The sequence below is a fragment of the Mucilaginibacter sediminis genome, from assembly GCF_051903035.1.
Lineage (GTDB): Bacteria > Bacteroidota > Bacteroidia > Sphingobacteriales > Sphingobacteriaceae > Mucilaginibacter.
The window spans coordinates 1,684,652-1,711,517 of sequence record NZ_CP170602.1; the positions used below are offsets into that span (position 1 = coordinate 1,684,652).

General features: G+C 40.5%; 25 protein-coding genes, 2 tRNA genes, 1 other RNA gene and 2 pseudogenes. 22 read left to right on the forward strand and 8 right to left on the reverse strand.

The features are described from left to right. The first annotated feature begins 159 nt into the window (after nt 1–159). The 3 genes from ACFGVS_RS06555 to ACFGVS_RS06565 all read left to right on the forward strand — a co-directional run bounded on the left by ACFGVS_RS06555 (nt 160) and on the right by ACFGVS_RS06565 (nt 3,360). Nucleotides 160–1,386, forward strand: coding sequence for a TCR/Tet family MFS transporter (locus ACFGVS_RS06555; RefSeq protein ID WP_439697959.1), 1,227 nt, complete (start codon nt 160–162; stop codon nt 1,384–1,386). A gap of 123 nt (nt 1,387–1,509) precedes the next feature. After that, nucleotides 1,510–2,028 carry a 3'-5' exoribonuclease domain-containing protein gene (locus tag ACFGVS_RS06560; RefSeq protein ID WP_439697960.1) on the forward strand — a complete coding sequence of 173 codons (519 nt, stop codon included), beginning with the start codon at nt 1,510–1,512 and terminating at the stop codon, nt 2,026–2,028. A gap of 81 nt (nt 2,029–2,109) precedes the next feature. Beyond that, entirely contained in the window at nt 2,110–3,360 is a 1,251-nt protein-coding gene (locus ACFGVS_RS06565; RefSeq protein ID WP_439697961.1) for a TCR/Tet family MFS transporter, read from the forward strand. On the opposite strand, the gene ACFGVS_RS06570 is transcribed toward ACFGVS_RS06565, so the two are convergent. Then, complete coding sequence (locus ACFGVS_RS06570) at nt 3,357–3,953, reverse strand: DUF502 domain-containing protein (RefSeq protein ID WP_439697962.1); 597 nt, start codon at nt 3,951–3,953, stop codon at nt 3,357–3,359. The two genes, ACFGVS_RS06565 and ACFGVS_RS06570, sit on opposite strands and share 4 nt — an antisense overlap. A 512-nt stretch (nt 3,954–4,465) precedes the next feature. Further along, nucleotides 4,466–6,931, reverse strand: coding sequence for a bifunctional UDP-N-acetylmuramoyl-tripeptide:D-alanyl-D-alanine ligase/alanine racemase (locus tag ACFGVS_RS06575; RefSeq protein WP_439697963.1), 2,466 nt, complete (start codon nt 6,929–6,931; stop codon nt 4,466–4,468). Nucleotides 6,932–6,992: 61 nt separating this feature from the next. Between ACFGVS_RS06575 and ACFGVS_RS06580 the strand changes: the two genes are divergently transcribed. The 6 genes and pseudogenes from ACFGVS_RS06580 to ACFGVS_RS06605 all read left to right on the forward strand — a co-directional run. Then, a complete protein-coding gene (locus ACFGVS_RS06580) occupies nt 6,993–7,475 on the forward strand; it encodes a regulatory protein RecX (protein ID WP_439697964.1) in 483 nt (160 codons plus the stop codon). 113 nt (nt 7,476–7,588) lie between these two features. Further along, a tRNA-Gly gene (locus ACFGVS_RS06585) sits at nt 7,589–7,661 on the forward strand. A 51-nt stretch (nt 7,662–7,712) separates the two neighbouring features. Next, nucleotides 7,713–7,797: transfer RNA gene (locus ACFGVS_RS06590), tRNA-Leu, on the forward strand. A 175-nt stretch (nt 7,798–7,972) separates the two neighbouring features. Continuing rightward, the gene (locus tag ACFGVS_RS06595) at nt 7,973–8,329 is read left to right on the forward strand and encodes an ISAon1 family transposase N-terminal region protein (RefSeq protein WP_439694971.1); all 357 of its coding nucleotides are present in this window, start codon (nt 7,973–7,975) and stop codon (nt 8,327–8,329) included. After that, nucleotides 8,322–9,269: an ISAon1 family transposase gene (locus ACFGVS_RS06600; protein WP_439697965.1), complete on the forward strand. Its 948-nt coding sequence runs from the start codon at nt 8,322–8,324 to the stop codon at nt 9,267–9,269. The genes ACFGVS_RS06595 and ACFGVS_RS06600 overlap by 8 nt, the downstream gene beginning before the upstream one ends. Before the next feature lie 57 nt (nt 9,270–9,326). After that, nucleotides 9,327–9,566: pseudogene (locus tag ACFGVS_RS06605) on the forward strand (ISAon1 family transposase N-terminal region protein); the annotation flags it as partial. 16 nt (nt 9,567–9,582) lie between these two features. Here ACFGVS_RS06605 and ACFGVS_RS06610 read toward each other — a convergent pair. Next, a pseudogene (locus ACFGVS_RS06610) lies at nt 9,583–9,678 on the reverse strand (IS982 family transposase); the annotation flags it as partial. Nucleotides 9,679–10,033: 355 nt separating this feature from the next. After that, on the reverse strand, nt 10,034–10,945 hold the full coding sequence (locus ACFGVS_RS06615; protein ID WP_439697966.1) for a site-specific integrase: 912 nt from the start codon (nt 10,943–10,945) through the stop codon (nt 10,034–10,036). A gap of 655 nt (nt 10,946–11,600) precedes the next feature. On the opposite strand from ACFGVS_RS06615, the gene ACFGVS_RS06620 reads away from it, so the two are divergent. From ACFGVS_RS06620 to ACFGVS_RS06670, 11 genes are all read left to right on the forward strand, one after another. Beyond that, nucleotides 11,601–12,971 carry an ATP-binding protein gene (locus tag ACFGVS_RS06620; RefSeq protein WP_439697967.1) on the forward strand — a complete coding sequence of 457 codons (1,371 nt, stop codon included), beginning with the start codon at nt 11,601–11,603 and terminating at the stop codon, nt 12,969–12,971. 64 nt (nt 12,972–13,035) lie between these two features. Further along, entirely contained in the window at nt 13,036–13,839 is an 804-nt protein-coding gene (locus ACFGVS_RS06625; RefSeq protein WP_439697968.1) for a hypothetical protein, read from the forward strand. A gap of 197 nt (nt 13,840–14,036) precedes the next feature. After that, nucleotides 14,037–14,306, forward strand: a complete 270-nt coding sequence (locus ACFGVS_RS06630; protein ID WP_439697969.1) for a helix-turn-helix domain-containing protein — start codon at nt 14,037–14,039, stop codon at nt 14,304–14,306. Further along, on the forward strand, nt 14,303–14,602 hold the full coding sequence (locus ACFGVS_RS06635) for a hypothetical protein (protein WP_439697970.1): 300 nt from the start codon (nt 14,303–14,305) through the stop codon (nt 14,600–14,602). The genes ACFGVS_RS06630 and ACFGVS_RS06635 overlap by 4 nt, the downstream gene beginning before the upstream one ends. A 186-nt stretch (nt 14,603–14,788) precedes the next feature. Further along, nucleotides 14,789–15,166 carry a plasmid mobilization protein gene (locus tag ACFGVS_RS06640; protein WP_439697971.1) on the forward strand — a complete coding sequence of 126 codons (378 nt, stop codon included), beginning with the start codon at nt 14,789–14,791 and terminating at the stop codon, nt 15,164–15,166. Further along, nucleotides 15,156–16,136 carry a relaxase/mobilization nuclease domain-containing protein gene (locus ACFGVS_RS06645; protein ID WP_439697972.1) on the forward strand — a complete coding sequence of 327 codons (981 nt, stop codon included), beginning with the start codon at nt 15,156–15,158 and terminating at the stop codon, nt 16,134–16,136. Before ACFGVS_RS06640 ends, ACFGVS_RS06645 begins: the two co-directional genes overlap by 11 nt. 40 nt (nt 16,137–16,176) lie before the next feature. Beyond that, entirely contained in the window at nt 16,177–16,356 is a 180-nt protein-coding gene (locus ACFGVS_RS06650) for a hypothetical protein (RefSeq protein ID WP_439697973.1), read from the forward strand. Between the two features lie 195 nt (nt 16,357–16,551). Then, complete coding sequence (locus tag ACFGVS_RS06655; RefSeq protein WP_439697974.1) at nt 16,552–16,776, forward strand: hypothetical protein; 225 nt, start codon at nt 16,552–16,554, stop codon at nt 16,774–16,776. Between the two features lie 114 nt (nt 16,777–16,890). After that, nucleotides 16,891–17,988 (forward strand): Dna2/Cas4 domain-containing protein, encoded by a 1,098-nt coding sequence (locus tag ACFGVS_RS06660; protein ID WP_439697975.1) that lies wholly within the window; start codon nt 16,891–16,893, stop codon nt 17,986–17,988. A 110-nt stretch (nt 17,989–18,098) separates the two neighbouring features. Then, nucleotides 18,099–19,259, forward strand: a complete 1,161-nt coding sequence (locus ACFGVS_RS06665) for an IS4 family transposase (protein ID WP_439695308.1) — start codon at nt 18,099–18,101, stop codon at nt 19,257–19,259. A gap of 36 nt (nt 19,260–19,295) precedes the next feature. Next, nucleotides 19,296–20,828, forward strand: a complete 1,533-nt coding sequence (locus tag ACFGVS_RS06670) for an IS66 family transposase (protein WP_439699235.1) — start codon at nt 19,296–19,298, stop codon at nt 20,826–20,828. A gap of 362 nt (nt 20,829–21,190) precedes the next feature. Here ACFGVS_RS06670 and ACFGVS_RS06675 read toward each other — a convergent pair whose 3' ends face one another. The 4 genes from ACFGVS_RS06675 to ACFGVS_RS06690 all read right to left on the reverse strand — a co-directional run bounded on the left by ACFGVS_RS06675 (nt 21,191) and on the right by ACFGVS_RS06690 (nt 24,623). Further along, a complete protein-coding gene (locus tag ACFGVS_RS06675) occupies nt 21,191–22,411 on the reverse strand; it encodes a site-specific integrase (RefSeq protein ID WP_439697976.1) in 1,221 nt (406 codons plus the stop codon). 239 nt (nt 22,412–22,650) lie between these two features. Then, nucleotides 22,651–23,019, reverse strand: a transfer-messenger RNA (tmRNA) gene (gene ssrA, locus ACFGVS_RS06680). Between the two features lie 127 nt (nt 23,020–23,146). After that, the gene (locus ACFGVS_RS06685; protein WP_439697977.1) at nt 23,147–24,088 is read right to left on the reverse strand and encodes an alpha/beta hydrolase; all 942 of its coding nucleotides are present in this window, start codon (nt 24,086–24,088) and stop codon (nt 23,147–23,149) included. 4 nt (nt 24,089–24,092) lie between these two features. Further along, on the reverse strand, nt 24,093–24,623 hold the full coding sequence (locus ACFGVS_RS06690; protein ID WP_439697978.1) for a hypothetical protein: 531 nt from the start codon (nt 24,621–24,623) through the stop codon (nt 24,093–24,095). 195 nt (nt 24,624–24,818) lie between these two features. Between ACFGVS_RS06690 and ACFGVS_RS06695 the strand changes: the two genes are divergently transcribed. Further along, on the forward strand, nt 24,819–25,280 hold the full coding sequence (locus tag ACFGVS_RS06695; RefSeq protein WP_439697979.1) for a nuclear transport factor 2 family protein: 462 nt from the start codon (nt 24,819–24,821) through the stop codon (nt 25,278–25,280). A gap of 356 nt (nt 25,281–25,636) precedes the next feature. Continuing rightward, nucleotides 25,637–26,815, forward strand: a complete 1,179-nt coding sequence (locus tag ACFGVS_RS06700; protein ID WP_439697980.1) for a sensor histidine kinase — start codon at nt 25,637–25,639, stop codon at nt 26,813–26,815. Nucleotides 26,816–26,866: the final 51 nt, after the last annotated feature.

The window sequence follows — 26,866 nt, forward strand, 5'->3', positions numbered from 1 at the left end:
GGCTATCGGGCTTTAGGTTCCCTGTGTTGGATATTAAGCCGCAATTTGTCTATTTTTTTTTGTTTTAGAAATAAAAAGAGGTGAAGGCGGAATTTTAGACATTCGGATGATTTTTAAAGTTAATATCAAGCAATAATATTTTATCATTATTTTGCGGCTATGGATCAAACTGCCAAACTTAAACCACAGGCCGCGCTGGGCTTTATTTTTGTTACTATGCTGATAGATGTTATCGGCTTTGGTATCATTATACCCGTAATGCCTAAACTGATAGAGAAATTAATACATGGTACCGTTAGCCAGGCCTCGTTATATTCCGGGCTCATGCTGCTGGCTTATTCAATAATGCAGTTCCTGTTTTCGCCCATGATTGGCAACCTGAGCGATAAATATGGCCGCAGACCAGTCTTATTATCATCCCTGTTAGGGTTTGGTGTCGATTATCTTTTCCTTGCATTTGCACCATCAATTGGCTGGCTGTTTGTTGGCCGTACTATTGCGGGTATAACGGGGGCGAGTTTTACAACAGCATCTGCCTATATAGCAGATGTGAGCACTCCCGAAAAACGCGCGCAAAATTTTGGAATGATAGGTGTAGCTTTTGGCATCGGGTTTATAATTGGCCCCGTGCTGGGTGGTATTTTAGGAAAATGGAATGTTCACTATCCGTTTTTTGCGGCGGCTGGTTTAGCCTTATTAAACGCGGCTTATGGCTTCTTTATCCTGCCCGAGTCGCTTTCGTTAGAACATCGCCGTCCATTTAATTGGAAACGCGCCAATCCTTTAGGCTCGTTATTACAGCTTAAAAAATATCCATCGGTAATAGGTTTAGCCGCCTCATTGTTCCTGGTATATTTTGCGGCACAATCTGTACAAAGCGTGTGGACATTTTATACTATCCTGAAATTTAACTGGAGCGAAGATATAGTGGGTTATTCGTTAGGTTTTATTGGTTTAATGATAGCTATGGTTCAGGGTGGATTGATCAGGGTAACTTTGCCCAAACTGGGTCTGGAACGCAGTATATGGATGGGGCTTTTATTGTATAGCACCGGGTTGATATTGTTTGCTTTTGCCACCCATACCTGGATGATGTTTGTCTTTATGATACCTTACGCACTTGGCGGTATTGCCGGCCCGGCGCTACAAGGTTTGATGAGCAACCAGGTACCTCCTAATGAACAGGGCGAATTGCAGGGCGGCCTCACCAGCCTCATGAGCCTAAGCTCGATATTTGGCCCATGGATAATGACCACCTTGTTTTACTATTTTACCAATTTTAAAAACCACCTGTATTTACCAGGAGCTCCGTTTATATTGGGTGCTATATTGATGTTGCTGGCTGCATTGCTGGCTATGAGGAGTTTTAAAAAGAAGCAAATGTAAAGTAGCGATAATCAGCTTACAGCCCGAAATTTTATATCGTATATTGTATATACCCATTATTTTTGCTATATTCAAGGTTAACACGCCTTAAAAGGCAAACAATAACATTAATAATTAAAAGCAATGGCTTATATTATGGTAGATATAGAAAGTGACGGCCCAATTCCGGGCGACTTTTCTATGATCTCGTTCGGCGCCGTACTTGTACAGGATGGCCTCGACAAAACTTTTTACGGACAATTAAAACCGATATCTGAAAATTATATTCCCGAAGCACTGGCTGTTTCGGGCCATACGCGCGAAGAGGTTTTATCCTTTGATGACCCGGCTACTGTTATGGCCAATTTTGCAACCTGGATAAAAACTGTTTGTAAAGATCAGCCCATTTTTATCAGCGACAATAACGGGTTTGATTGGATGTTCATCTGTTGGTACTTCCATCACTTTACGGGCAAAAATCCATTTGGTTTCAGTTCACAAAATCTGGGCAGCTTGTATAAAGGTATGGTAAAAGATATGTTTAAAAACTTTAAACACCTGCGCAAAACGGCACACACCCATCACCCGGTTGACGATGCAAAAGGAAACGCCGAGGCATTAATTACCTTAAAACGCGAGCACGAATTAAAGATTAAATTATAGATAAAATAATATGATAGGTTATATATTGGCCAAAATTAATATCTTCAAAACTTTTAAGGCGTATAAACCTTTATCAAATTAATGACTAAAAAACCTAAAAAGAAGCATTCGGCAGCGCTGGGCTTTATATTTGTTACGCTGTTTATTGATGTGCTTGGTTTAGCGGTTACTATCCCCGTAATGCCCAAACTGCTCGAAAACCTGGGCAATGTTGATGTAAGTACCGCCGCCCAATACAGCGGTTATTTAACCTTTACCTATGCATCGATGCAATTCCTTTTCTCATCAGTTGTAGGTAACCTGAGCGATAGGTACGGCCGGCGGCCTGTCCTGCTGAGTTCATTGCTCGGCTTTGGAATAGATTATATTTTTATGGCCTTCGCCCCTACTATAGCCTGGCTTTTTGTTGGCCGGGTAATAGCCGGCATCACCGGTGCAAGTACCAGTACGGCAACGGCCTACATTGCCGATGTGAGCACCGGCAAAAACCGCGCAGCAAATTTTGGATTGGTAGGCGCGGCATCAGGTGTAGGGTTCATTGTAGGGCTGGCTATGGGTAGTTTCCTGGGCGAGATTAGCGTTAGGTTGCCATTTATGGCTGCCGCCGCCTTTGCGCTGGTTAATGCAGCATACGGCTATTTTGTTCTCCCCGAATCATTAGCGCCCGAAAACCGCCGTAAATTTGAATGGAAAAAATCGAACCCCATAAGTTCATTGCGCAGCCTTAACCGTTATCCTGCACTTGGCGGCCTGGTTGGTGCATTCGCGCTGGTTTATGTAGCCCAAAAAGCAGTAGAATACGTTTTAGCCTTCTTTTTAATTGAAAAATTTCAATGGAGCCAGATCAGCATAGGTTACCTGGGTGTGTTTATTGGCGTAGTACTGGTGGCTATACAGGGCGGGCTTATCAGGTATACTATCCCCAAGTTTGGACAGGAAAAAAACATTGTAGCCGGGTTGCTATTTTACGCACTTGGGTTGGTGCTTATTGCCTTTGCCAGCCATGGCTGGATGGTTTATGTTTACATGGTACCCTACTGCCTTGGAGGCATTTCGGGGCCTGCACTACAGGGATTAATTACCGGTACAGTATCGGCAAAAGAACAGGGAGAGTTACAGGGCTCATTAACCAGCCTTACCAGTGTGGCTGTTATTATAGGGCCACTGTTGATGAGTTCGGTTTTTCACTTATTTACCCATAAAGATACCACAGCATATTTTCCGGGAGCCCCATACATACTGGGCGCCTTATTAATGCTGACGAGTGTGTTATTGGCCGTAAAAAGTTTTAAAAAAGTACCAGCCTCGAAGAAAGCAGTGAAAACAGTTTAATGATGATCTAAACCGCTTACACCTCCCGAGATTACAAACTTCATAATGTCGGCTGCGCTTTTATCAATGGGTTTTACTTTGCTGGCATCAATAATGATAACCTGCCCGGCAAATGAGTAAGAGTAAGGGAAATACACGGCAACTTCGCCGGGCAGCCCTAAAACAGCGAGGTCCTTTTGAACAAGAAAGCCAATTTTTTTCAGCCCGAACTCATTTATTTCTACCAAAACAGGCTCGTTAAATTTTTTCTCTTCGCCTACGAAGGCCTCGGTAAGGTCTTTTATAGATGAATACAGGAATGCGAAGATGGGTAAACGGTTAAACCAGCGCTTAAACCAGTGTTTTATCGGATCGGTAATTACGTTGGTAACCAAAATGCCCGCTATCATGATCACTACAATCACGTTCAGTATCCCCAGGCCCGGTATATACAGATGCTTCCCTGTTTTATCGACCAGCAGATCACTCAAATTCAACGCCTTATCAATTGTTGATACGCTCCAGTACATCAAAAAAATTGCCGCGCCTATAGGTACAACTACTAACAGGCCTTTGGCAAAATACCTGATTAAAACCCGCACAAAATTGTTCATAAGCCCCTAAAATTTCTCCCCGTAAAAATACACCCTTTTAAATTGGCAAAAAAATAAAATAAAGGGGGAGCGGCAAACGCTGGCAAGACTACTGGTTACATTTTTATAGTTTACATTTTTCACAACTATTTCACACTTTATTTTACACTATAAGTGCAGTTTTCAATTTTATAATATGGTTATAAATTCAATATGTAGATTCAGCATTCTAAATCAACGCTTATGTCACATATTACTTGCAAAAAATGTAAATCACAAATGGTTAGGCGGGGCCACAGACCTCCCTTTGTAAAAAAATTTTTAGGCTTTTTACCACTGAAGTGGTATAGTTGTGATTATTGTTTAAACTCTTTTTATAAATTGTCTTAACACGATTATCTTTTCGGTGCATATGCTGATCCGTCAAGGTTAACGTTCAGGCAGATATGGCGACAAAGTTCACACTGCACAGGTGGGCAAATTATTATTTTTGTCCGCTTTTGACAAAAAAGTGTTAAAAATATTTTAAAAGCCTACTCGTAAAAATATACCCTTTTTACCCGCTGCGAAACATTAGTTAATATCTCGTACGGAATGGTGCCTATCTGTGTGGCCAACTCCTCAATACGCTGGTGCTGTTCGTCAAATATAACTACCTCATCTCCCTCGTTTACATCAAGGCCGCTTACATCCAGCATACACATATCCATGGTGATGTTACCTACGGTTGGCACCAGGGTCCCTTTTACCAGCATTTTACCTACGCCGTTGCCAAATGCCCGCAAATAGCCGTCGGCATAACCAATACGCACAGTAGCAATTTTGCCGTCTTTAGCCAGCTTACCACTGCGGCTGTAGCTGATTGTATCTCCCGCTTTTATTTTTTTTACCTGTGCAATGCTTGTTTTTAAACTGGCTATAGGCTGCAACGCCCTGTTTGATGCAGGCACCGCCGAATCAATACCATATAAGCCAATGCCCAACCGTACCATATCATACTGCGCCGAAGGCCAACGGATGATGCCAGCCGTATTACACAAATGCTTAATAACGGTATAACCAAGCGAGCGTTCAATCTCTTTAAATGCCTTTTCAAAACGTTTTATTTGTGTTTTGGTAAACTCGTCGTGTTTAACAGCCTCGCTTGCTGCCAGGTGCGAAAAAACAGATTGTACACGCATGTACCTGTTGACTTCCAGCATATCGCATAGGGTATCTATTTCATGATTCTCAAAGCCCAGCCTATGCATCCCGGTGTCTATTTTGATATTTACAGGATAGTTTGATATGTTGCGCCCTTTAGCATAACTCACAAAATCATCCAGCAAACCGAAACTATAAATTACCGGCTCCAACTTGTATTCCGTCAGCTTATCAAATGCCGATGCTTCGGGGTTCAGTACCATGATGGGCAAATTAATTCCGGCCTGCCGCAATGCAGCACCCTCGTCAATATAAGCAACCGCCAGGCAATCAACCTTGTTGTATTGCAACATATTGGCTACCTCAAAAGTGCCGCTGCCATAGCTAAAGGCCTTCACCATCGCCATCACCTTTACGCCAGGTTTCAGTTTAGATTTATAGAAATCAAGATTACTCAATAAGGTATTCAGGTTAATCTCTAAAATGGTTTCATGGGCTTTTTGGGCCAGCGCACGGCTTATCCGTTCAAATTCAAAACTACGCGAGCCTTTAATCAGGATAGTTTCATCTTTAAAATCAAGCTGCTTCAGGTGCTGCAGCATAGCGGCGGTATCATTAAAAAAATGGTGCTCAGCTACGCTAAAGTATCCTTGATGGCTTACCAAAGCCTCGCCAACACCAATGAATTTATCTACCTGTTTACCGGCCACCAGATCAGCAACCTGTTGATAAAGTACATCCTGCGGCAACCCCGACTGATAGATATCCGACAGTATCAATGTTTTTTTCTGATGCTGGTTTTGCTGGCCTAAAAAGTTAAGTGCAATTTCCAAAGATTGCAAATCGGAGTTGTAAGAGTCATCAATCACCGAGCAATTGTTTATGCCGTTTTTTAATTCAAGGCGCATGCTCACCGGCACCAGGCGTTCAATACGTTTGTCTGCCTCAACCGCACTGTACCCAAGGGCAAGCATGGTTGCCCAGCAAATAATCGCATTTTCTATCGATGCTTCGTCGGTAAAGGGCACCAGGCATTCGATTTCCTGTTTTTGGTAATAAGCGCGCAGGTAATAGTTTTTGGAGATCACCGTTCCGCTAAAAACATATAAATCGGCCTGGTTAAATTTGCGGCTCCAGGTAAATGTTTCTTTTGCCGGTATATCGGCCTTGTAATCTATCAGCTGGTCGTAATTGCAAATCAGTTTTTGGCTGTTTTTAAATAATTTGAGCTTCTCCAAAACCTTCTCTCGCCTATTGGCAAAACCCTCGTCGTGCGCGGTGCCAATGTGGGTAAGTACACCTACCTGGGGCTTAATAATGGCCTCCAGCTTTTCCATTTCATTTATGGTTGATATTCCGGCTTCAAAGATACCCAGATCATTGCGGCTGCTTATCTGCCATACCGAAAGCGGCACTCCAATTTGTGAGTTATAGCTCTTAGGGTTACGCACAATATTTTTATCAGCATTCAGCAACTGGTAAAGCCACTCCTTTACAATAGTTTTACCATTACTGCCTGTTATGCCTATTACCTGCAAATTAAACCGGCTGCGATGGTAGGCAACCAAAGTTTGTAGGGCGGCTAAAGGGTCGGCTACTATCAAAAAGTTGGCTTCGGGTAAGTTAAATTCGGGGCCATGCTCCACCACAAAATTACGTACGCCCGCGGCGTAAGCGCCGGCAACAAACTCGTGTCCGTTACGCCTGCCGCTCAAGGCAAAAAACAAACCTTCGGCGGCGTTATTTAAACGGCGGCTATCGGTAAACAGGGCACTAATGATATATTCTTTTACAATGTTGCCGCCTGCATTAATGATCTGTTTAACTTCGGTTATCTGGTACTGGTTGTTAAGCATGGTACGAATTTGGGCATATTAATTTAACTATAGCGTATTTTTTGACGAATTTTGACTACCAATGGATGGCCCTAAAAAAATCAAGATAACAGACCCTAAAATAGCCTTAACCAAGGCCGAAAATTACTGCGCCTACCAGGAACGATCACAGCAAGAGGTACGCGACAGGCTTTACGAATGGGGCCTGTGGCCCAATGCCATTGAACAAGTAATAAGCGAACTGATACAAGGCAACTTTTTAAACGAAGAGCGCTTTGCCAAAGCCTACGCCAAAGGCAAGTTTAGCCAGAAAGCCTGGGGCCGAATAAAAATAAAACAAGGCCTTAAACAGAAACGCGTGCCTGATGTATTGATTAAAAAGGCCATGTTAACCATTGATGCCGACGATTATTTTGCAGCGTTAACCAGGCTATTGGATAAAAAAGCGGGTACCATAAACGAGAAAAATGAACTTAAGCGCCGTTATAAGCTACAACAGTACGCTATGGGGCGCGGGTATGAGGCAGACCTGGTTGCAGAAGTTTTGAAAGTCAACCACTTATAAACTATTTTAAAAAAAGTGAAATTTTCCCTTGCAGAACATCCAATTCTGTCTATATTTGCACTCCCGCAAACGAGATAGGCACACAGCTTACTTAAAGCAGGAAGAATACCAATGCGAAAGTAGCTCAGTTGGTAGAGCACGACCTTGCCAAGGTCGGGGTCGCGAGTTCGAATCTCGTCTTTCGCTCAAAGCCCTTCCATCAAAAAGAAGGGTTTTATTTTTAAAGGTTAATCACCTGCTCAGATGGTGGAACTGGTAGACACGCAGGACTTAAAATCCTGTTCCCGTAAACGGAGTGCGGGTTCGATTCCCGCTCTGAGTACAAAAGCAGAGTAAAATCGCTTCAAAAGCCCTTAAATCAAATGATTTAGGGGCTTTTTCGTTTAAAAGCCCCTCCAAAAGATTCATTCAATCGCATGTTTGGATCAAGCAAAATAATTGTGGGGGAGTAAAAAAAGTATTTGTTTTGGGGATAGGAATAACAAATACGAATACCCTTGACAGCAGCATACGAAACCCTTGTCCGTTTAATCTTACCTGAAGGTCTTTTAGAATATTTTGAACTTATGGATGTTCGCTCATCTGAGAGCGGGCAATTGAACATTTACCTGGAAGAAAAGAACCTTGTTCCATCAGGTTATGAGAAGCCACAACTGGAATCCAAGGGCTTCTTACCGGAAACGGCCATACAGGATTTTCCTATTCGCGGTCATAAGGTTGCCCTGTGTATCAAAAGACGCAGATGGGAAGTAAAAGCAAGTGGTGAGATCATTACAAGAGACTGGGATTTAGTAAGGAAGGGAGCGCGGATGACTACAGAATTCGGCACTTTTTTAAAAGGTATATTTGGATAATCATCCTATTAGCAGCCATTTGTTAGGCAAGTTATATCAGGTGGACGGCAAGCAGCTCGGTCAGCAATATAAAGATCACCTGAGTGATTTTCACAGCTGGGGTCAGAAAGGGCATGCAGAGGAGTGGATGCTGTTTGCAGATAATATAGGCCCTTACCTGAGTATAGATGAAACCGCCTTAAGCAACGGAGAACTGTATACCATTGTTACCAATAAAGAAGCCAAAGGTGGTAAAAAGGCTATCGTAGCGATGATAAAAGGCACACAGGCCGAACAGATTATGGCTGTACTGGAGCGAATACCTGTCCGTAAAAGGAATAAAGTTAAGGAAGTGACGATGGATATGGCTGCTAACATGATCAAAGCTATCCGCAGGTGCTTTTCTAATGCTGTGCGGGTTGTTGACCGGTTCCATGTACAAAAGCTGGCCTATGATGCTGCACAGGAAGCAAGGATCAAATATCGCTGGGGAGCATTAGAGCAAGAGAACAAAGCAATAGAGGACGCTAAAAAAAACAAGCAAAGCTATCAGCCTGAAGTATTTAGCAACGGGGATACTTTAAAACAATTACTGGCCAGAAGCAGGTATCTGCTATTTAAACACCCATCTAAGTGGACTGTATCACAGAAAGAAAGAGCTGATCTGTTGTTTCCAAGGTATCCCTTGCTGCTCAAAGCCTACAACCTGTCAGTCCGGCTGGGGCAGATTTTCACTATCTGTAAAGACAAGCAGCAGGCGTTTAAAAGACTGGCAATCTGGTATAATGATGTAGAAGATGCAGGAATTGAATCTTTTAAAACCGTTGCAAGATCTGTCAAATCGCATTATGAATCTATCCTAAACTTCTTCGATAACAGAAGTACCAACGCCTCGGCAGAATCTTTCAATGCTAAGCTCAAAGCTTTTAGAGCATCTTTAAGAGGTATTCAGACTTGCTAAAATATATGCCTGACTTTTTTATCCCCCAACTTTTCGGATTGATCCGGTCTTTTAGAATATTTTGAACTTATGGATGTTCGCTCATCTGAGAGCGGGCAATTGAACATTTACCTGGACGAAAAGAACCTTGCTCCATCAGGTTATGAAAAGTCCCAACTAGAGTCGAAAGGCTTCTTGCCAGAAACAGCTATTCAGGATTTTCCTATTCGTGGCCATAAAGTAGCGCTTTGTATCAAAAGACGCAGATGGGAAGTAAAAGCAAGTGGTGAGATCATTTCAAGAGACTGGGATTTATAAACCTGAGTTCGATTAATCAGAAAGCCATCATTTGATTAACATTGACAGATTGGTAAGATATTGCTGGTTTCTTCGGTAGGAAAGAATAAGCAATGAGTCCGGCGACGATGTTAGCTGGAGATTTCGCTCAATCTGACCATCTGATTCCGGTTTAAAGTGACCACCCGTTCCTGGTCCAAACTGACCAGGGTATTCCGGACCAAACTGACCACCCTTTTTTTGATTTTATGGTTTGGACACTGATTGCCTTTTTAAATGCGCTAAACAGTTGCCGGATGAACAGGTTGATTGGAGAGCCTCATTATGTATACGAAGTCGCTATGGAACGCCTATATTAAAGCAATGTCGACCATCGCCAGAAGAACATACGTGGCAACTTACCCTATTTGTAAGCTTCTAAAAAAATAAAGAGATTACAGCTTGAGAGGTGGCCCGCTAAATGGAAATGGGTAAATAATTATCTTTGTTTATGCCGCTAAAGCATAAGCTGCATTTCTTTGCCAGCAAAACAGGTGGTCAGTTTGCCGCGGAATAGGGTGTAACATATCTCCGAAACATCCACCTTTGACAATTTCGTTGCGTTTAAGCTTATTTACATCAGCATAAGCTAAACCCGTAAAACAGCAAAATAAAAAAATATCCCTTACCTGATTTAAGCGCTCTGTTGAAAATACTTTGTTCGCCATAGCTTGCAAATCATCGCCATTAAGAAAAACACGGTCAACCTGCTTAATCCTTATTTTGTAATTGATAAATGGGTCTTTGTCTAACCACCCGCTTGATAAGCAAATGCCAACGATTTTTTTAAAGTTCTTTATGTATTTAAAAGCAGAGTTATTAGCACAATTGCGTTCTGAACGGAGATAAAACTCGTAATTGGTAATAAAATCATGGTTGATTTTTTTAATATCTATATCCGACACTTTGTATTGCCACTGTAAATATTCTTGGGTATGTTTTAGTGAGGTTTGATAGCGAATCGACGTACCAGCGGCATATTCTTTACCAACTAATGTGGCAACTTTCTTATTGTGGTCTTTAAATATGTCTATAAGCATTCTTGTTTTTTCGCTTTTACCCAATAATTTATCCCTAAGAGTTTCAACGGTAATACTGCTTTTTACTTCGGTCAATTGACTGTGCGCTTCATACACTTGTTTTTGTAAAGTGTCTAAATATGCATTAAAGGATTTGGTGTCCTCCTTAGTTCCTTTTAATCTTCCCGCAATGCTGTTCCATAGAGATGGCTCACATTCCCGCCCTGTGGTAGTTTCGGAACGTTTACCGTTTACGGTAATACGTAGATAAATCGGCACCAGGCCGGCTCGATAGTTTTTTGGCTTTTTTAAATAAAAAAGCAAGCTGAAATTAGTTTTCATAATGTTTTAAGCATTAAAAAGTGAAACAAAATTAAGCTTGCAATCACATCTGTACAAGATGTTCAAAATTTTAACACCTTGATTATCAAAGCGATATGTCGTTTCTGTGAGTAAGGAACTTTTAAAACTTACTCACCGGATTACGCTCCTTTTTATTGCGAATTGGTGAATAATATAGCCATTTGACTAAAAAACAAAAGCCTGCAATCATTTGATTTGCAGGCTTTTAGTCTGTTTTAACATTGAACTTAGTGGAGTCGGAGGGAACGACAGTTGTTGAATTTGTCGCTATTAATCAGCTCTTTATGTTTTTATAATCTTCGTAGGTCACCGAATAGGTCACCTACAAAATAAACCAAAATAATGCTGTTGCTTATTAATAACAAATGTACGGAATAAGATGTTATTTATGCAATAATCCTTTATTTGCTGTCACATATTTGATGTGATTTTGTGACAACTTCGGTTTGAAATTTGAACAGTCAATTCACCAGGAGTTGTTAAGCAGTATTATCAAAATGGCGCATTGAAATTTTAAATGCTGCCAGTAGTTACATCTTACTGCCTTTATTCTATTACAGAATTGCCTCGAAATAGGATTTATTTTATTACAAATAAACTGTAAATTTGCCTTTATTCTGTTACATTGTCTGTTATGGCCTTTAAAAGAAGTATTGAAAATCATCTTAATCGCTGGAAAATAAGTACCGCGCGTAAGCCCCTTATCATAAGAGGCGCGCGTCAAGTTGGCAAAACCACCTTGATACGTGATTTTGCCGGAACGTATGCACATGCTATTGTGCTCAACCTGGAAAAACCAGGCGACCGACGTTATTTTGATGACTTTGATGATGTTCAAACTATTTTTGAAGCCTTATTTTTAGCACATAATATTCCTTCATCGGCTGTCTCAGATACCCTTTTATTCATCGATGAAATTCAGGAGAGCCCCAAGGCCATCCAGTTGTTGCGATATTTTTATGAAGAAATACCTACGCTTCATGTCATCAGCGCAGGTTCATTATTGGAGTTTGCGATGCAGAAAGTACATAGCTTCCCGGTAGGCCGTGTGGAATTTTTATATCTCCACCCGTTGAATTTTCAGGAATATCTGGAAGCCACCGGAAAGCAAGCGTTGTTAAAACAATTGCAGCAGGTTCCGGTAAAAGCTTTTGCACATCAAACCTTAATGGACTCCTTTCATCGCTATGCGATTATCGGCGGCATGCCCGAAGTAATAAAAACAGACGTTGAGAAACATAGCCTTTCAGATTTACCAATTATTTATGAAAGTATTTGGGGTACGTATAAAAATGATGTAGAAAAATATACATCCAACGACACGGAAAGGAAAATTATTAAACATTTAATGGATACTGCACCGCTGTATCTGGACGAACGTGTAAAGTTTCAAGGCTTTGGAAATTCCAACTATCGGTCAAGAGAGGTAGGAGAAGCATTCAGAACCCTTGACGAGGCGAAGATTGTGCGGTTGATATACCCAACCACAGACCTGCACCCGCCATTGAAGGCCGATTTGAAGAAAGCTCCGCGTTTGCAATTCCTGGATACTGGCCTGGTCAATTATTCTTTGGGCATTCAGGCTGAAATGCTGCCAATGGATGATTTGAACAGTGCTTACAAAGGGGCTGTTATACCCCATTTGATAACGCAAGAACTAATATCCCTCCAAAGTATTTCGGCACATACACCGAATTTTTGGGTGAGAGAAAAAGCCCAATCCAATGCAGAAGTTGATTTACTGTACGCTTATGGCAAGTTCGTTATTCCTATAGAAATAAAATCAGGCAGTACAGGTAGTTTAAAATCACTTCATCAGTTCATTGAAGCCGCAGACCATCCATATGCCATTCGGATGTACGCAGGAGCCTTCAAGGTAGAGAAAGCCATTACACCTAATAAAAAACCGTATTTATTGATGAATCTACCTTATTATGCCGGCACAGCACTGCCGCAATATGTTGAATGGTTTGTGCAACAGGCAATTGAGACAAAGACTGATTAGCTATTCAGGCTTTTTTTGGCATAATTATAATACCTAACTTTGATTTAAGTAACTTTTATCTGCCATGAAAGAAAACTTCAAATCCAAAGAATACTTCAAACCTTGTATCCGTTTTAAGCGGCGGGAACACCCGTTCGACATTGGCATGCCCTTTTCCTGGTGGCGGGGCCATTATGACCGACATTTCCTGAATAACTTATATGAGCGGAAAGAAAACGAATTTGAAGCATTTTATAAATATCATTTAAAGCACTTTTTAGAGGTGAATGCAGGCGCTCAAGAAGTTGAATTCTATAAGCATTTAAGGGACCTTATCCAGGACGGCATTGCTGTATTAATTAAAGAAGACAACCCTGGCTCTAAAACTAAACATGAGCGAACAAATAATCAAAAGGCTCAATTAAGGGCATTTGCCGAATACCTAAATTCCATTGACCAGTGGGCCGTTCGGCCAAAGCTGGAGGTCTATACAGAAAAAGACGCTACTATAGCCAGGCTGCAAAACCAAATAGCAGAATTAGAGAAGCAGATTAGTGAAATGAAGGAATATGATGTGGTGCAGAAGATCAGGATAGAAGAAGGCAATCTGCCTACAATAATTGACTTGCTTCATCAGCTACGCGATCTTCAATTACCGTCAGAACGGAAGCTGCTCCGCTGTGATTATAAGACACCTTATTATAAGATGATCAGTAAGTATTTTTCTATAGACGGCAAGGACATTCCCATAGATACCGCTAAGAATTATTTCTCCGATAAACAAAATGACATTGACGTAAAGGGTACTTTGGTTCCGCCAGAAAACAAGCTGTTTAAGATCGTGCCGGACACCCCAAAAAAAGCAGTCAAGAAAATCAATAAATCCTAAAATGACTTTCTCTTATGCTGTTTGGCTATTTTCACTAAGCCTCTCTATTGGCGATATAAACAACAATTTATCAATTAGTTAAACTCAATAACACTTATCTTGTTCGCCTTTTATACATGACCAGCGCAAACCGATGGTCATGAGATCAGCTATTTTGCCATATACATTCGTTCCGTTAACCAAAAAACGGAGTACAGATGCAAGTAGAGATTTTAACAAAAGAAGACCTGAAACAGTTCAAGGCAGAGCTGGTACAGGAACTAAAAGATGCATTCGGCGGCAATGCGAAACCACAACACAAAGAATGGCTGAAAAGCAACGAAGTAAGAAAGCTGTTAGGTATATCACCCGGCACCCTGCAAAACCTACGTATTAACGGCACACTCACTTATTCTAAAATAGGTGGCATGATGTATTACCGTTACCAGGACATCATGAAACTGTTGGAAAAAGGAGGTGCCAAATGAAAAAGACACCGCCCGAACTGGCCTTGCTAAATGCAGTCCAAAAACACAAAGGACTTGGTCCTTTTCATATCAGCTTATATACCGCCATGCTTTCCTTATGGCAAGAACAGCAGTACAATATACCTTTCAGGGTAACGCGGAGCAGGCTGATGGCAACGTCCGGCATCCGCTCACCGGCAACTTATCACAAGTGCCTAAAGGAACTGATTAGTCACGAGTACATTATTTACGAGCCATCTTTTGATAAGCACATTGCAAGCAGGGTCACTTTAGTTGCGGATAAAGCAGGTATGTAACATGAACAGCGTAAATCAACTTGCGATACAAAGCACAGCGATACACCGAACCGGGATATTTTATCCGACAGTAAGGAGCGAGTTAATGTTTTTGCTACACAAAAACCCGAACCAGCCCCGCTGGGGTGATTCGGAACTCGCTCCCGTTGGTCGAACTTTTAAAGCATCAAAAAACGAAATGAACACATGAGCGCACCTTCTAAAAATAAAACAATAACAAAAGTGCGAACACCCGGCAGACCGAAAAAGACGATCAGGCGGAGTGAATTCTTAATGGTACGCTTAACCCCAACGGAAAGAATCCTGATCGAGGGCAGAGCGAAAAAGGCCGGACTGAAACCGAGTGAATGGTTCCGCAGGGCGGCTAAAAGCGCCAAAGTTTTTCCACGCTTTACGACGGAAGAAAGCGGCTGGTTCAGGATGCTCGCAAGGCTGGCTAATAACCTGAATCAGCTGACCCACCTGGCCCATGTGGCAGGCCTCTTTACGCTTGCTATGAAATGCCAGGCCATGCTAAGACAGATCGAAGAACTATTAACTAAAATCAGTAGCCATGATGGGTAAGCCAATTACGGGAAGAAGCTTCGGTGGCTGTATCCGCTATGTGGTGGATAAGCAAGATGCCAAGATACTGGCAGCCGAAGGCGTTCGGATGCAGAACACCAGCACCCTGGCGCACGACTTTAATCTGCAACGCAAGCTGCGTCCGGAACTGGGCAAAGCAGTCGGGCACCTCGTGCTGAGTTGGAGTAAGGAAGATTTAGCCAAACTGAATGATGACATCATGGTAGAACGGGCAAAGGAGTATATGGAAAAAGTGGGTATCCGTGATACGCAGTTTGTAATCGTTCGTCACAGCGACCGCGCTCATCCGCATCTCCACCTGATCTATAACCGGGTGGATAATAACGGCAAAACAATTTCCGATAAGAACAATTTCGCTAAGAATGTGAAAGCCTGTAAGGAAATCACCCTGAAGTATGGCTACCATTTGGGCGAAGGCAAAGAAAAGGTAAACCGCCAGGCTTTGAAAGGTAAGGAGAAGATCAGGTTCGAACTCTATGATGCGATTAAGGCCGCAATGAAAACGGCAACCACCTGGAAAGGACTTGAAGCAGCACTCGCTAAGCAGGGCATTAAGATCGCCTATAAATTCCGCAGTGGTACCAGTGAAAAACAAGGCGTCTCTTTTGAAAAAGGGGAAATCAAAATGAAAGGCTCTGCCATTGACCGCAGTTTGAGCTACGCCAAAATAGATGCGACTCTTAATCGTAACCAGCACGTACATCTTTATCACGCCGCAATGAAAGCAAATGAGCCGTTGGTAGCCAACCAATTTAGTGAGGCCATTCGGCAGAGCATTCAGGCCGAATATCATCATAGCCCGGATAGTGGTAAAGGGTTGCTACAAGTTTTGTTGGAATCACAATTTGTGGGAGCGGCACCCGATCCAATGGGTGATGCGGATGTAGCCCGCCATAAACGTAAGAAACATGAGGCCGAACAATCCCAATCACAAGGCATCAGCCGGTAATTAATTATAAAAATTAGAATGAACTTTAAAATCAAGTATTATGCAAAATGAAGAATTAGAAGAGAAAGTGACTATTTTGGAAGAACTGCTTCAAGGATTTGTAGAAAGAATGAATGTGATAGAATCGGGTATGGCTGATTTTCTAAAGACCTTTTTAGAACAGTATAAGGTTACGTTGAAAAGCATTGCTACGAGGATCGAAACTGCTAATAAACGATAAGACGATAAAAAGATCCAACAGCAGATTGATGAGTTAAAAAACATCATTGCAACCGTACCAAAAGTTATCGGTGTAAAAAACAGTCATCATTTCGGTGCCTGGTCAAATAGTGTAATCATTGGTGTGGTGGTGTGTTTCGTTTTGACGGCGACATCAGTCGGTACAGCCTTTTATCTTAACAACCAAAATAACCGATTGAATACTGAAGCTTATAATTTCTGGCTGGTTAAGGCACTTTATCCTGAAGTTTCCAAAACCATTGCAAAAAAGCTAAAGGAAGACCCGAATGCCTTTATCGAGCAGGCACAGCAACAAATGGACAAACAGGACGCCATTATTGCAGCGCAGGCACAGGCGGAACAAGCGGACAAAGAACAGAAAGCGGCAAAGGAAAAGTTGGAACAGGTGAAGTTAAAATAAATAAAGTTTATCCGCAGGCGGATTTATTGGCCATGTTGTAATATATTCTATTGTTGTGTTATGGATATTTCTTAAATTTCTTTTAGAAACTTAACCACACTTGCACAATGTATCATGAGAGTATCTATATGTAATGATATCATATTGGATTTTTTGAACTGTCGTCATAAAGCATACCTAAAAATCAACTGCATCAATGGCACAATTTCGGATTTTCAAAAATTCCGAGAAGGTTCAAAAGAAATATTAAAATCAAAACTCCTTCATAAGATCTTGTCCCCCCCTACATCATTTGACTTAGAGGGTACGAATATTTCATTTAAGAAAATCAAATTCAATAATTTCGATGTCTCTTTCGACTCATTTGAGGTATCCGAAGCGCAAACGGGTTCAACGATCACACCGATAGAATTATTTTGTAGTATAAAAATCAACCGAACAGAGAAGCTATATCTTGTTATAAAGACTTTGATTTTTGAACTGGTACTAAACAAGCAGATTACAACGATAAAAGTATATAACTCCTTATTCCAAGAAATCAAGATAAAAGTTAATAATGAGGATAGGAGGATTGCAAAAAAATTAATACATGAAATTGAGCATTTATATGATAGTAATGTTGAACCACCACTCTATCAAATTAAAGAGTGTGTAACTTGTGAATATTGTGAAAGGTGTTTAAAGTACCTCAAAGATAAGGACGACCTGAGCCTTTTAGGAGGAATTAATATAAGCAACATAACAAAATACCATAATAAAGGCATTTTTTCTATTAATCAGTTATCGTATACCTTCAGACCAAGAAAATATAAAAACAATGTCATTAAGAAGCACTTTCCCGAGTTAAAAGCTTTGGCAATTAGAGAATCCAAAATTTATATCTGGAATACACCAGAAATACGAAATGCGGAATCCGAATTTTATGTTGACATTGAGTTCATCCCTGATGAAGATCTTATATACCTGATTGGCGTCATACATTCATATCAAGGAAATGTTCACCACCATTATTTTTGGATGGATAGCAATTTGGGGTTTGAACAAAATGTAGCAGAACTTTTAAAACTTCTATTTACATCAAATGATTCTGTAATATATCATTATGGTAGTGCGGAATACCAATTCTTTTCTCAACTTAAGAAAAAAGGATATAGGATTAATTTGGATCAATTAATAGATGTATTGCCATTTATAGTCAACAAATATTGGTGATGCGTTAAGTTTTTATAAACCGTTGTAAATAGCTGAATATAAATATAATATAGTTGTTATTTGATTTTTTGATTTGATTTGACCTTTAGTTTAGGCCTTTTTTAAAGGCTATGAATTCAGGGAAGTATGTTTTTGCTCAACTTTTGCATTTGGTTGATAGGTATGAGTTTGAGAAATGCGTTTCTAAGTATAATGGGGATTTCCGGACAAGGAATTTCAATTGTTGGAACCAGTTCATCCAACTGTTTTTCGGTCAATTGACCTCCCGAAACTCGCTCCGTGATATCTGTGTTTGCCTAAAAGCGCACAAGAACAAACTGTACCACCTCGGAATTAGGGATTATGTGAACCAATCCACGTTATCGCGCGCAAACGAAAACCGGGATTGCCGGATATTCGAAGACTTCGGCAAATACCTGATTGAAAAGGTAAGGCCGATGTATTCCAATGAACCAATTGCCAATGTGGATATTGGCAATGAAGTGTTTGCCCTTGACTCCACAACGGTTTCTTTGAGTCTGAAGCTATTCGTTTGGGCTCCTGGCAAGTACTCGCGTGGCGCTATCAAGATACATACACTACTGGACTTAAGAGGGAACATACCTGCTTTTATCCTGATCACCGATGGTAAATACCACGACAGCAACGCGCTTGATACAATAACTCCAGTTCCAGGGGCAATATATATAATGGACAAAGCGTATGTTGACTTTAAGGCTTTGTACAATATCCACAACTGCGGTGCATCCTTTATCACAAGGGCAAAGAGCGTCATGGATTGCGCGATTGTTGAGCGAAATTTCAACATTGATCCGAACTCAGGGCTCACAGGGGACAAAACTGTCGTGCTGAACGGGCCAAAGTCTAAAAAACTTTATCCAGAACAGCTAAGGTTGGTGGAATATTACGATGGTGAGAAAGATACCGAACTGGTGTTCCTAACTAACAACTTCGAAGTATCCGCCCTGGAAATTGCAAGGCTGTACCGTAACAGGTGGCAAATAGAGACTTTTTTCAAGTGGATAAAACAGAACCTGACCATTAAATCTCTGTGGGGGCAATCAGAAAACGCAGTGAATATTCACGTTTGGGTTGCTATTTGTACTTACCTAATCGTAGCCAGTGTGAAGCATACTCTGAAAAGCACCCTTTCTATTTACGAGATCATGCAAGTTCTGGGGATATCTGCTTTTGATAAAACTCCTTTGAAAGAGTTATTAACAGAAGATCAAATCATTCAAAATGTCAAAGAACAATATGACTTATTTTAACATTAAAAACTTAACGCATCAGTACTAGTCAACAATATATATTTTCCAACTTATTCAAATGGCTTAAAGGAAGTTTGTAATTACTTAGGATTCAATTGGGAAAGTAAAATCAAATCCGGTCTTGAAACCATTATAAAGAGAAAAGAATGGGAAATATCAATGGATAAGAATTTAAGGAATGAATTAATATTGTACAATAAAAACGATTGTGAAGCCCTACTATTTCTTATCAATACTATTAAGTTAATTCATGAAAACAACAATGTCGATCTTGTTAAATCCATAAAAAAAATTGGCAGTTACAAATGGCAAGATCCTGATGATTATTTCCAAGCTGATTATAAACTAATAAATAAGCTCTCCTATTTTAATTACAATCAGGAAAAGATATATTTTCGTTCTAACGTCAAATCAAGGGTTGCAAAAAGAGATAAAATAAAAGCGCGAAAATCGATTGAATACCGACCTAACGAATTTGTAGAGGTATATCCTAAATGTTGCCCTCAATGTAAAACACACGCAAAAAAACACCTTTCTAACAGAGTTAAGTTAGTAAAAAGAAAAGTCATTGATTTGAAATTCATGCAAAATGGTATTAAACGCTGGATTTTTCAATTCAATGGCGGTTTAGTCAAATGTGGCGTGTGTTCTCATATTTTCAGTCCCAGTAATGTTTTTCATATCAAAATGTTTGGTGACCACCTAAAAAACTGGTGTGTTAATCAACATATATCCTACCACATGAGTTTTAACTCTATTGCTGCATCATTAGAAATTTTTAATATAAATATTAACAAAATAAGAGTTTTCGAATTCAAGCATGAGGTTGCGAAACGGTATAACCTTACATATGAACTGCTAAAAAATCAATTAGTTAACGGAGGGGTATTAAATGTAGATGAAACTGAAGTGAAAATTAAAGAGATCAATAAAGGATATGTATGGGTATTTGCTTCTATGGACACTGTTATTTATCATTATCGGCAATCTCGTGAGGCTACTTTTTTGAAAGACTTTCTCGCCAGCTTTACTGGAGTATTAGTTTCTGATTTTTATTCCGGGTATGATAATCTACCGTGCCAGCAACAGAAATGCTTAGTTCATTTAATACGAGATTTGAATAGTGATTTTTATAAAAATCAGCTTGATTTAGAATTGAAACTAATTGTCACTGATTTTGGGAAACTTTTAAAAGAAATAGTTGAAACAATAGACAAATATGGTTTAAAAAAAAGGAATCTTAATAAGTATTTAAAACGGGTTGAAACGTTTTATAAAACAGTGATCTCGAAAGAATTTAAATCTGAATTAGCATATAAGTACCAAAATAGATTTATTAAATATAAAAAAAAGCTGTTCGTATTTTTGGAAAATGAAAATATTCCCTGGCACAATAACAATGCTGAATATGCGATAAAATCTTTTGCTAAACACAGAGAAAAGGGAAATAGAGTTTTTACCGAAGCGTCTATTCAAGATTATATGATTTTATTATCTATCGAACAAACTTGTAAGTATAGAGGGATAAGATTTATGGATTTTTTGATGAAGCCTGATTTGTTAAAATGACATTGATCGTGAGATACAGACAAAATAAACTTCAAATATTCATTCATATCCACCACATCCGCGAAGATAGCCCACCGCCGGGATAAAAAGTAAAGGCCATGCAGAGCGGGCAATTTTGTTTTGTTTTTTAGCGGTTTGCCCGGCCTTGACATTTTACCCGGCTTGCGCTGTTGGTTGCTTAAGCGGTAAATATGGAATGGTGTGTGCTATTGGTTGCTGAGGGGGGCACGAGTACGGCAGCATAATAGTGCTAAATTTAAAAAGTGTCAATTAAAACATATGGCTTATCCTTATAAACCAAAAGCCGCCTAAAACAGCTTTTGTCAAGTTATATTCATCAAAACAGAAGCTTTAAATGTTAATCAATTGGCCAATTTTAGTTTCAATAATTGCATATCCTCACTTACTTTAGAATCCAGTATTTTGGCGTAATGCTGCGTTGTCCTCATGTTTTTATGGCCGAGCATTTTGCTTACACTTTCAATAGATACACCGTTGGCTAAAGTTACAGACGTTGCGAAGGTATGCCGCGCAATATGAAAGGTCAATTCTTTATTAATTCCGCAAACGTCCGCTATCTCTTTTAAATAACTGTTCATTTTTTGGTTAGATAATACAGGCAGTACTTTATCCTGGTCCGCACATTCAGGGTGATGTTCATATTTCTGAATAATTTGCAAAGCTTGTGTTAAAAGCGGTATCCGGGACGCCGTATCGGTTTTTTGCCTCGTAGTGAAAATCCATTGCTGCCCGTCAATACCCTTAATAATTTCAGAGCGCTTAAGTTGCTTAACATCTATATAGGCCAGTCCGGTATAGCAACAGAAAATAAATATATCTTTCACCTGCTCAATCCGCAAACTGGAATAGGTTTTAAGAGCCATTGTTTCCAATTCTTCTTTAGTCAGGTAGTCCCGTGCCACTATCTTAGCTTTAGGCTTGTACTTGATAAATGGGTCTTTATCGAGCCACCCGTTATCAATACACATCAGGATATTTTTTTTAAAATTCTTCATATACTTTACGGTAGAGTTATTGGCACACTTACGCTCCGAGCGTAAATAAAAATCGTACGACATAATAAATTCATGATTAATGCCTTCAATATTTATATCATCTACCTTGTATTTCCATTTAAGAAACGCCTGGGTATGCTTTAAACTGGTTTCGTAACGGTCGGCGGTGCCTTTGGCATATTCTGTTCCAATAAGCGCGGTAACCTGCCTATTATGCTCTTTAAAGATTGGTACCAGCATTTTAGAGGTTGTTACTTCGTCTTTTTTCAGCAAGGCATTTTTTAGGTTAACTGCCGTTAGTGGTAGTTTTTTTTCTATCAGTTGCCTGTGAATTTCATAAATCTGGTGTTCAAGGGTTTTTAGATAATTATTCAATGAGCGCACTTCCTCGCCCGTACCATTTAATTTCTGTGCATTTGCATTCCATTTATCGGGATTGACATATCGTTTAGAGGAGATTTCATTGCGTTCCCCATCGACAGTAACCCGTAGATAAACGGGAGCTGTACCATTTCCAATCATTTTTGATCGCTTCACATAGAAGAGTAGTCCAAAGGTTTTGTTCATCGCTTAAAGCTTTAAAAGTTATAAAATTAGTTCCTTTTATGGCTGCTATCAAGACGTTTAATGGCTGAACACGCTCAATAACAGTAACTTATAAGCTTTCTGGCGACCTATTGGGCTTTTAAACCATACAGGTCACCAATAGGTCACCAGAAGAATGCGATTATTTGGATAGGACTATAAACAAAAAACGCTGTAAATCATTCATTTACAGCATTTTTTGATGTTCTTTAAAACATAAGTCGTGGAGCCGGAGGGATTCGAACCCTCGTCCAAACATGGTATAAGGTAAGCTTTCTACATGCTTAGCTTCTGTTTAATTGTCGGGAACAGGAAGGTCAGTCGCTTACCTGTACCGTGTTCCGTAGGTGCTTTATCTCGCTTGCTTATCACACCCTAAGCAGGCCAGTTTCATTTGTCGATGCCCCTGATGCCGATCCAATGAAACGCAGAACCGGCGGGACAAAAGCTATGCTAATTCTAAATTAGGCAGCTAAGGCGTAGTTATTTTCGCCATTTGTAAGTTTGAGCGTTCAGATTAAAGCGCTAATTCACCCAACGCGCTGCATGCTTACCTACTTATCTCCATCCTGTCAATTCCGGTCGACCCCATTTTTGAGTTCGCAATTTGCCGGTGTGCAGTATTGCAGTTAAGAGTACAAAGATAGTTAAAAAGTTTGCAATTTATATGCATATGTAAACAGGTTACACAAAAGGCTAACTGTAAATACCGGAATTTTAATGTATTATCGTATTGGCTATATCAGTGAAGGCATCCGTTTGGTTTTTCACATCCTGCGTTGTCGGCGCGGGATCGCGAAGCGCAAGGCGGGTAAAAACGTGCAGGCTGGAATTTACCAGTTGTACATTTATTTTTGCCCCAGTGCTTGTTTTTGTGCCGAGGTATATCAAAACCGCACTTACCGGGTCGGCCGTATCATCTTTATCGGCTTTAAATACTTTTAAGGTACAATTGGCTGGCAGTGTAACACCGTCCTGTAATTGCTTACGCACTATGTTAATTACATTGTTTAACTGCTGTAACGATTCGTATGGCCTGTAATGAAAGTAATACTTCTCCTCGCCCGGAGAATTATCAACGGTAGTGTAACCAATAACCGGCCCCAGCGGGTCTACAAGCGATAAAGTTTTATTGGCCGGGATAATAATGGGATCGACCATGAAAACGTGCCTGGGCTTAATGTGGTTATTGAAATAACCATCTGCCAGCATTTCCAATATCAGGGTTGCCCCTGTTGATGAGCCGGCAAGGCTGATATTTGTATAGCCTTCCTGCTCCAGCTTACTATATTCGTCCATTATTGGCTGCTTCCATATTTGCCAGGTAGCGCTTTTAAAGTTGGCATAATCTAAACCATGGCCCCCCAGTAATACTTGTGAGATAGCAAAATCTGTACGACCGTCAGCCCAGGTCCTGAATTCATTCCATTCAAAAGTAGTGGCACTATAGCCGTGTACAACGATGATAACCGGTTTTTTAGCTTCATCCGGCGTTGGATTGGGCTTTGCAGCCGATACAAGATAATTTGCGGGCGTATAAAACGATGGATCGTAAAGTTCACTGCTGCCACCCAGCATATCCGGTGTAAATTTAGGGTCCTTTTTGCAGGCCGGAAATAATAATACGGCAGATAATATAATGAGTATAATTTTCTTCATGGCGTTACAGCTTTGCTATATTATAAGTGACACTTAACTGGTAAAACACAGGGTACAATGTACCCGCGCCCGATGTACCGTTGCCTGTAATAGCGTTGTAACCAAGCGAAAGGTTTACTTTAACAGGAAGTTTGAATTGATATGATATGCCACCATCAACCGAAACGATGGCCGAGGTGTGTGGTAAACCATCAAATATTGGCGAGCCATAATCGGCCGTGAAATAGCCCAGGTTTCCCCTAAAAAACGGCTGAAGCGCGTGTGCGGGCCGGAATTTATAAGTGCCGGATGCAAATAGATTGTCTTGCTTTATAGCATTTGTGCCCCAGGCAGTGCCCAACCTGCTGGTTACATAGGTTACGCCCAATGCCCAGCGCCGGGTGAGGTTGTATTGGCCGGTTATCCCGTTTTCATAGTAAAGGCCTATGCTTTTTTGAAAGCGCATTCCTACATCAAAACTGTGTACCTGGGCCTCTGCCGGTTTGCAAAATGCAAAAATATGAGCAGCAATAAACAGGGGTAATATTTTTCTCATTGTGATAAGATTTCCAGCAAGTTATGTAATTATTTACTACCGCCAACGATTTGACAGCATAAAGCGTAAAAACACTCATGTCCATGACGTTTAACTACCCGGACATTAACCTGGTTAGCTTCAAAACTTACCTGCTGCTCCTTTTAAACAGCAAAGTATTTAAAAATCAATATATTTAACCATCAATTATAAATCATGAAAAAAGCGGACTTATTATTCGTTTTGGCACTTTTGCTTAGTTCTCACTCGTTTGGCCAGGATCAAAAAGCTATGTTATACAGCAAAGAGCCTCAGCTTGCCAAAAACAAGAAACTGGTTTATGATTTCTGGCGGGAGGTGCTTGAAGGCGGACATCTTGACCTTGCACCCAAATACCTGTTGCCTACATACATTCAGCATAACCCCAATGTGCCCACAGGGCGTCAAGGTTTTATTAATTTCTTTTCCAAATTTGCCAAACCTATAGCTATCCAGGCCACTGTAAAAGCTCCGCTGATTTCGATAGTCGCCGAAGGCAACTTCGTGGTGCTTAGTTTCAAAGATGAGCGCCCAGATCCGAAAGCAAAAGGCAAAAAATATACTACCACCTGGTTTGATATGCTGCGTATAGAAAACGGCAAAATAGCCGAGCATTGGGATAGTGCGCTTAAAGAGTAATATATATCTTTAAGGGCTTCTCCCCCGCTTGTGTTTATATAAGCCTTATCTATTTCGTCAGCGCCTTTTTTAATCATTCATCTATACAAAACCACGGTTCACCGATAAACGGTTGCCCCTTGCCCTGCCATTTATCACCTTTGAACCAGTAACCGGGATATCGGGACATCTCCCGGCTATTGTGTTCTGTTTTTTTTCATAAGGTTGCAAGCGCCCCGCGGTTAATTCCGGGGCGCTTATTTAACCCCGCAGAACCACCCAGATGAAAAACAAATGATCAACTGAGTTTAACTATTTTAACATGGTCGGTAATTGGCATTGCAACGGCTGCTATATTTAATAAATTTTTTAACCAGATGATCGTTTCTAAAAAAGCCACTAATATATTCATTCATGCAGCCGGTTGGCTGGTATTTTTTGGCTTCCCGTTGTTATTCATGAACCGTACGCAGCAAAGCAGCAGCAGCACATATAACGTTATTTTATCGCCTTATTATTGGTTGTTTTGTCTTACCTATATTTTCATGTTTTACTTTAATGCCTGGTACCTGGTGCCACGGTTTGTCTTCCATAAAAAATATGTGGTTTACGGGCTTATCGTTTTACTACTATCGGGCTGCGTATACTTTTTGCAACCGTTTGATAACCTGCTTTTACATAACTTAGTTAAAGAAAAACAAAGCACTGCGGCCCCTATCGGACCACAACTGATACCGGGCGCCGACAGCGGTAACGCCAACCCAAAAAATCTGCCGTTCGGGCCACTGCCTCATGAGGATTTACGGATGCAAGACCCAAGCCTGAAAAAACCATCCAACCAAATTATTTTAATCCATCAATCGGGCAATATAGATATGGTAGGCCTGTTCATTTTTATCATTGTAATAGGCTTGGGCATAGCTATGAGTACGGTGCAAAAATGGCAGCTTACAGAACAGATGGTGATCAGGGCCGAAGCCGAGAAAACCCATGCCGAGCTATCTTTCCTCAAGGCGCAAATCAATCCCCATTTTTTGTTCAATACGCTCAATAATATCTATGCCTTATCGGTAACGGATAGTGAACATACCTCAGAAAGCATCATGAAACTATCCAACATAATGCGCTATGTAACAGATGAGGTGACCGAAGACTTTGTATTGCTGCAAAGCGAGATAGATTGTATTAACGATTACATTGATTTGCAAAAGCTGCGCTTAGGAAAAAAAAACAAGTTGGATTTTAACTTTAATGGCGATATGGCGCAAAAGAAAGTACCCCCGTTAGTACTGATGACCTTTATTGAAAACGTGTTTAAATATGGCGTAAGCAAACACGAACCTTCGGTAATCAGCATAAATATAAAAGTAACCGAGGATAAAATATTGTTCACCTGCGAGAATACCATATTTGATAACCGCCCTGCGAGCAGCCGCAAGGGCATCGGCATTACCAATACAAGGCAGCGGTTACAACATATTTACCCGGGCAGGCACAGGCTAAACATTAGCCAGGAAGCCGCAATGTTTAGGGTTGAGCTGGAAATTGACGCTTAAGTCATAAGTACATAGTCGGAAGTCACAAGTCGAAATCTGTCTTTTCAGAAC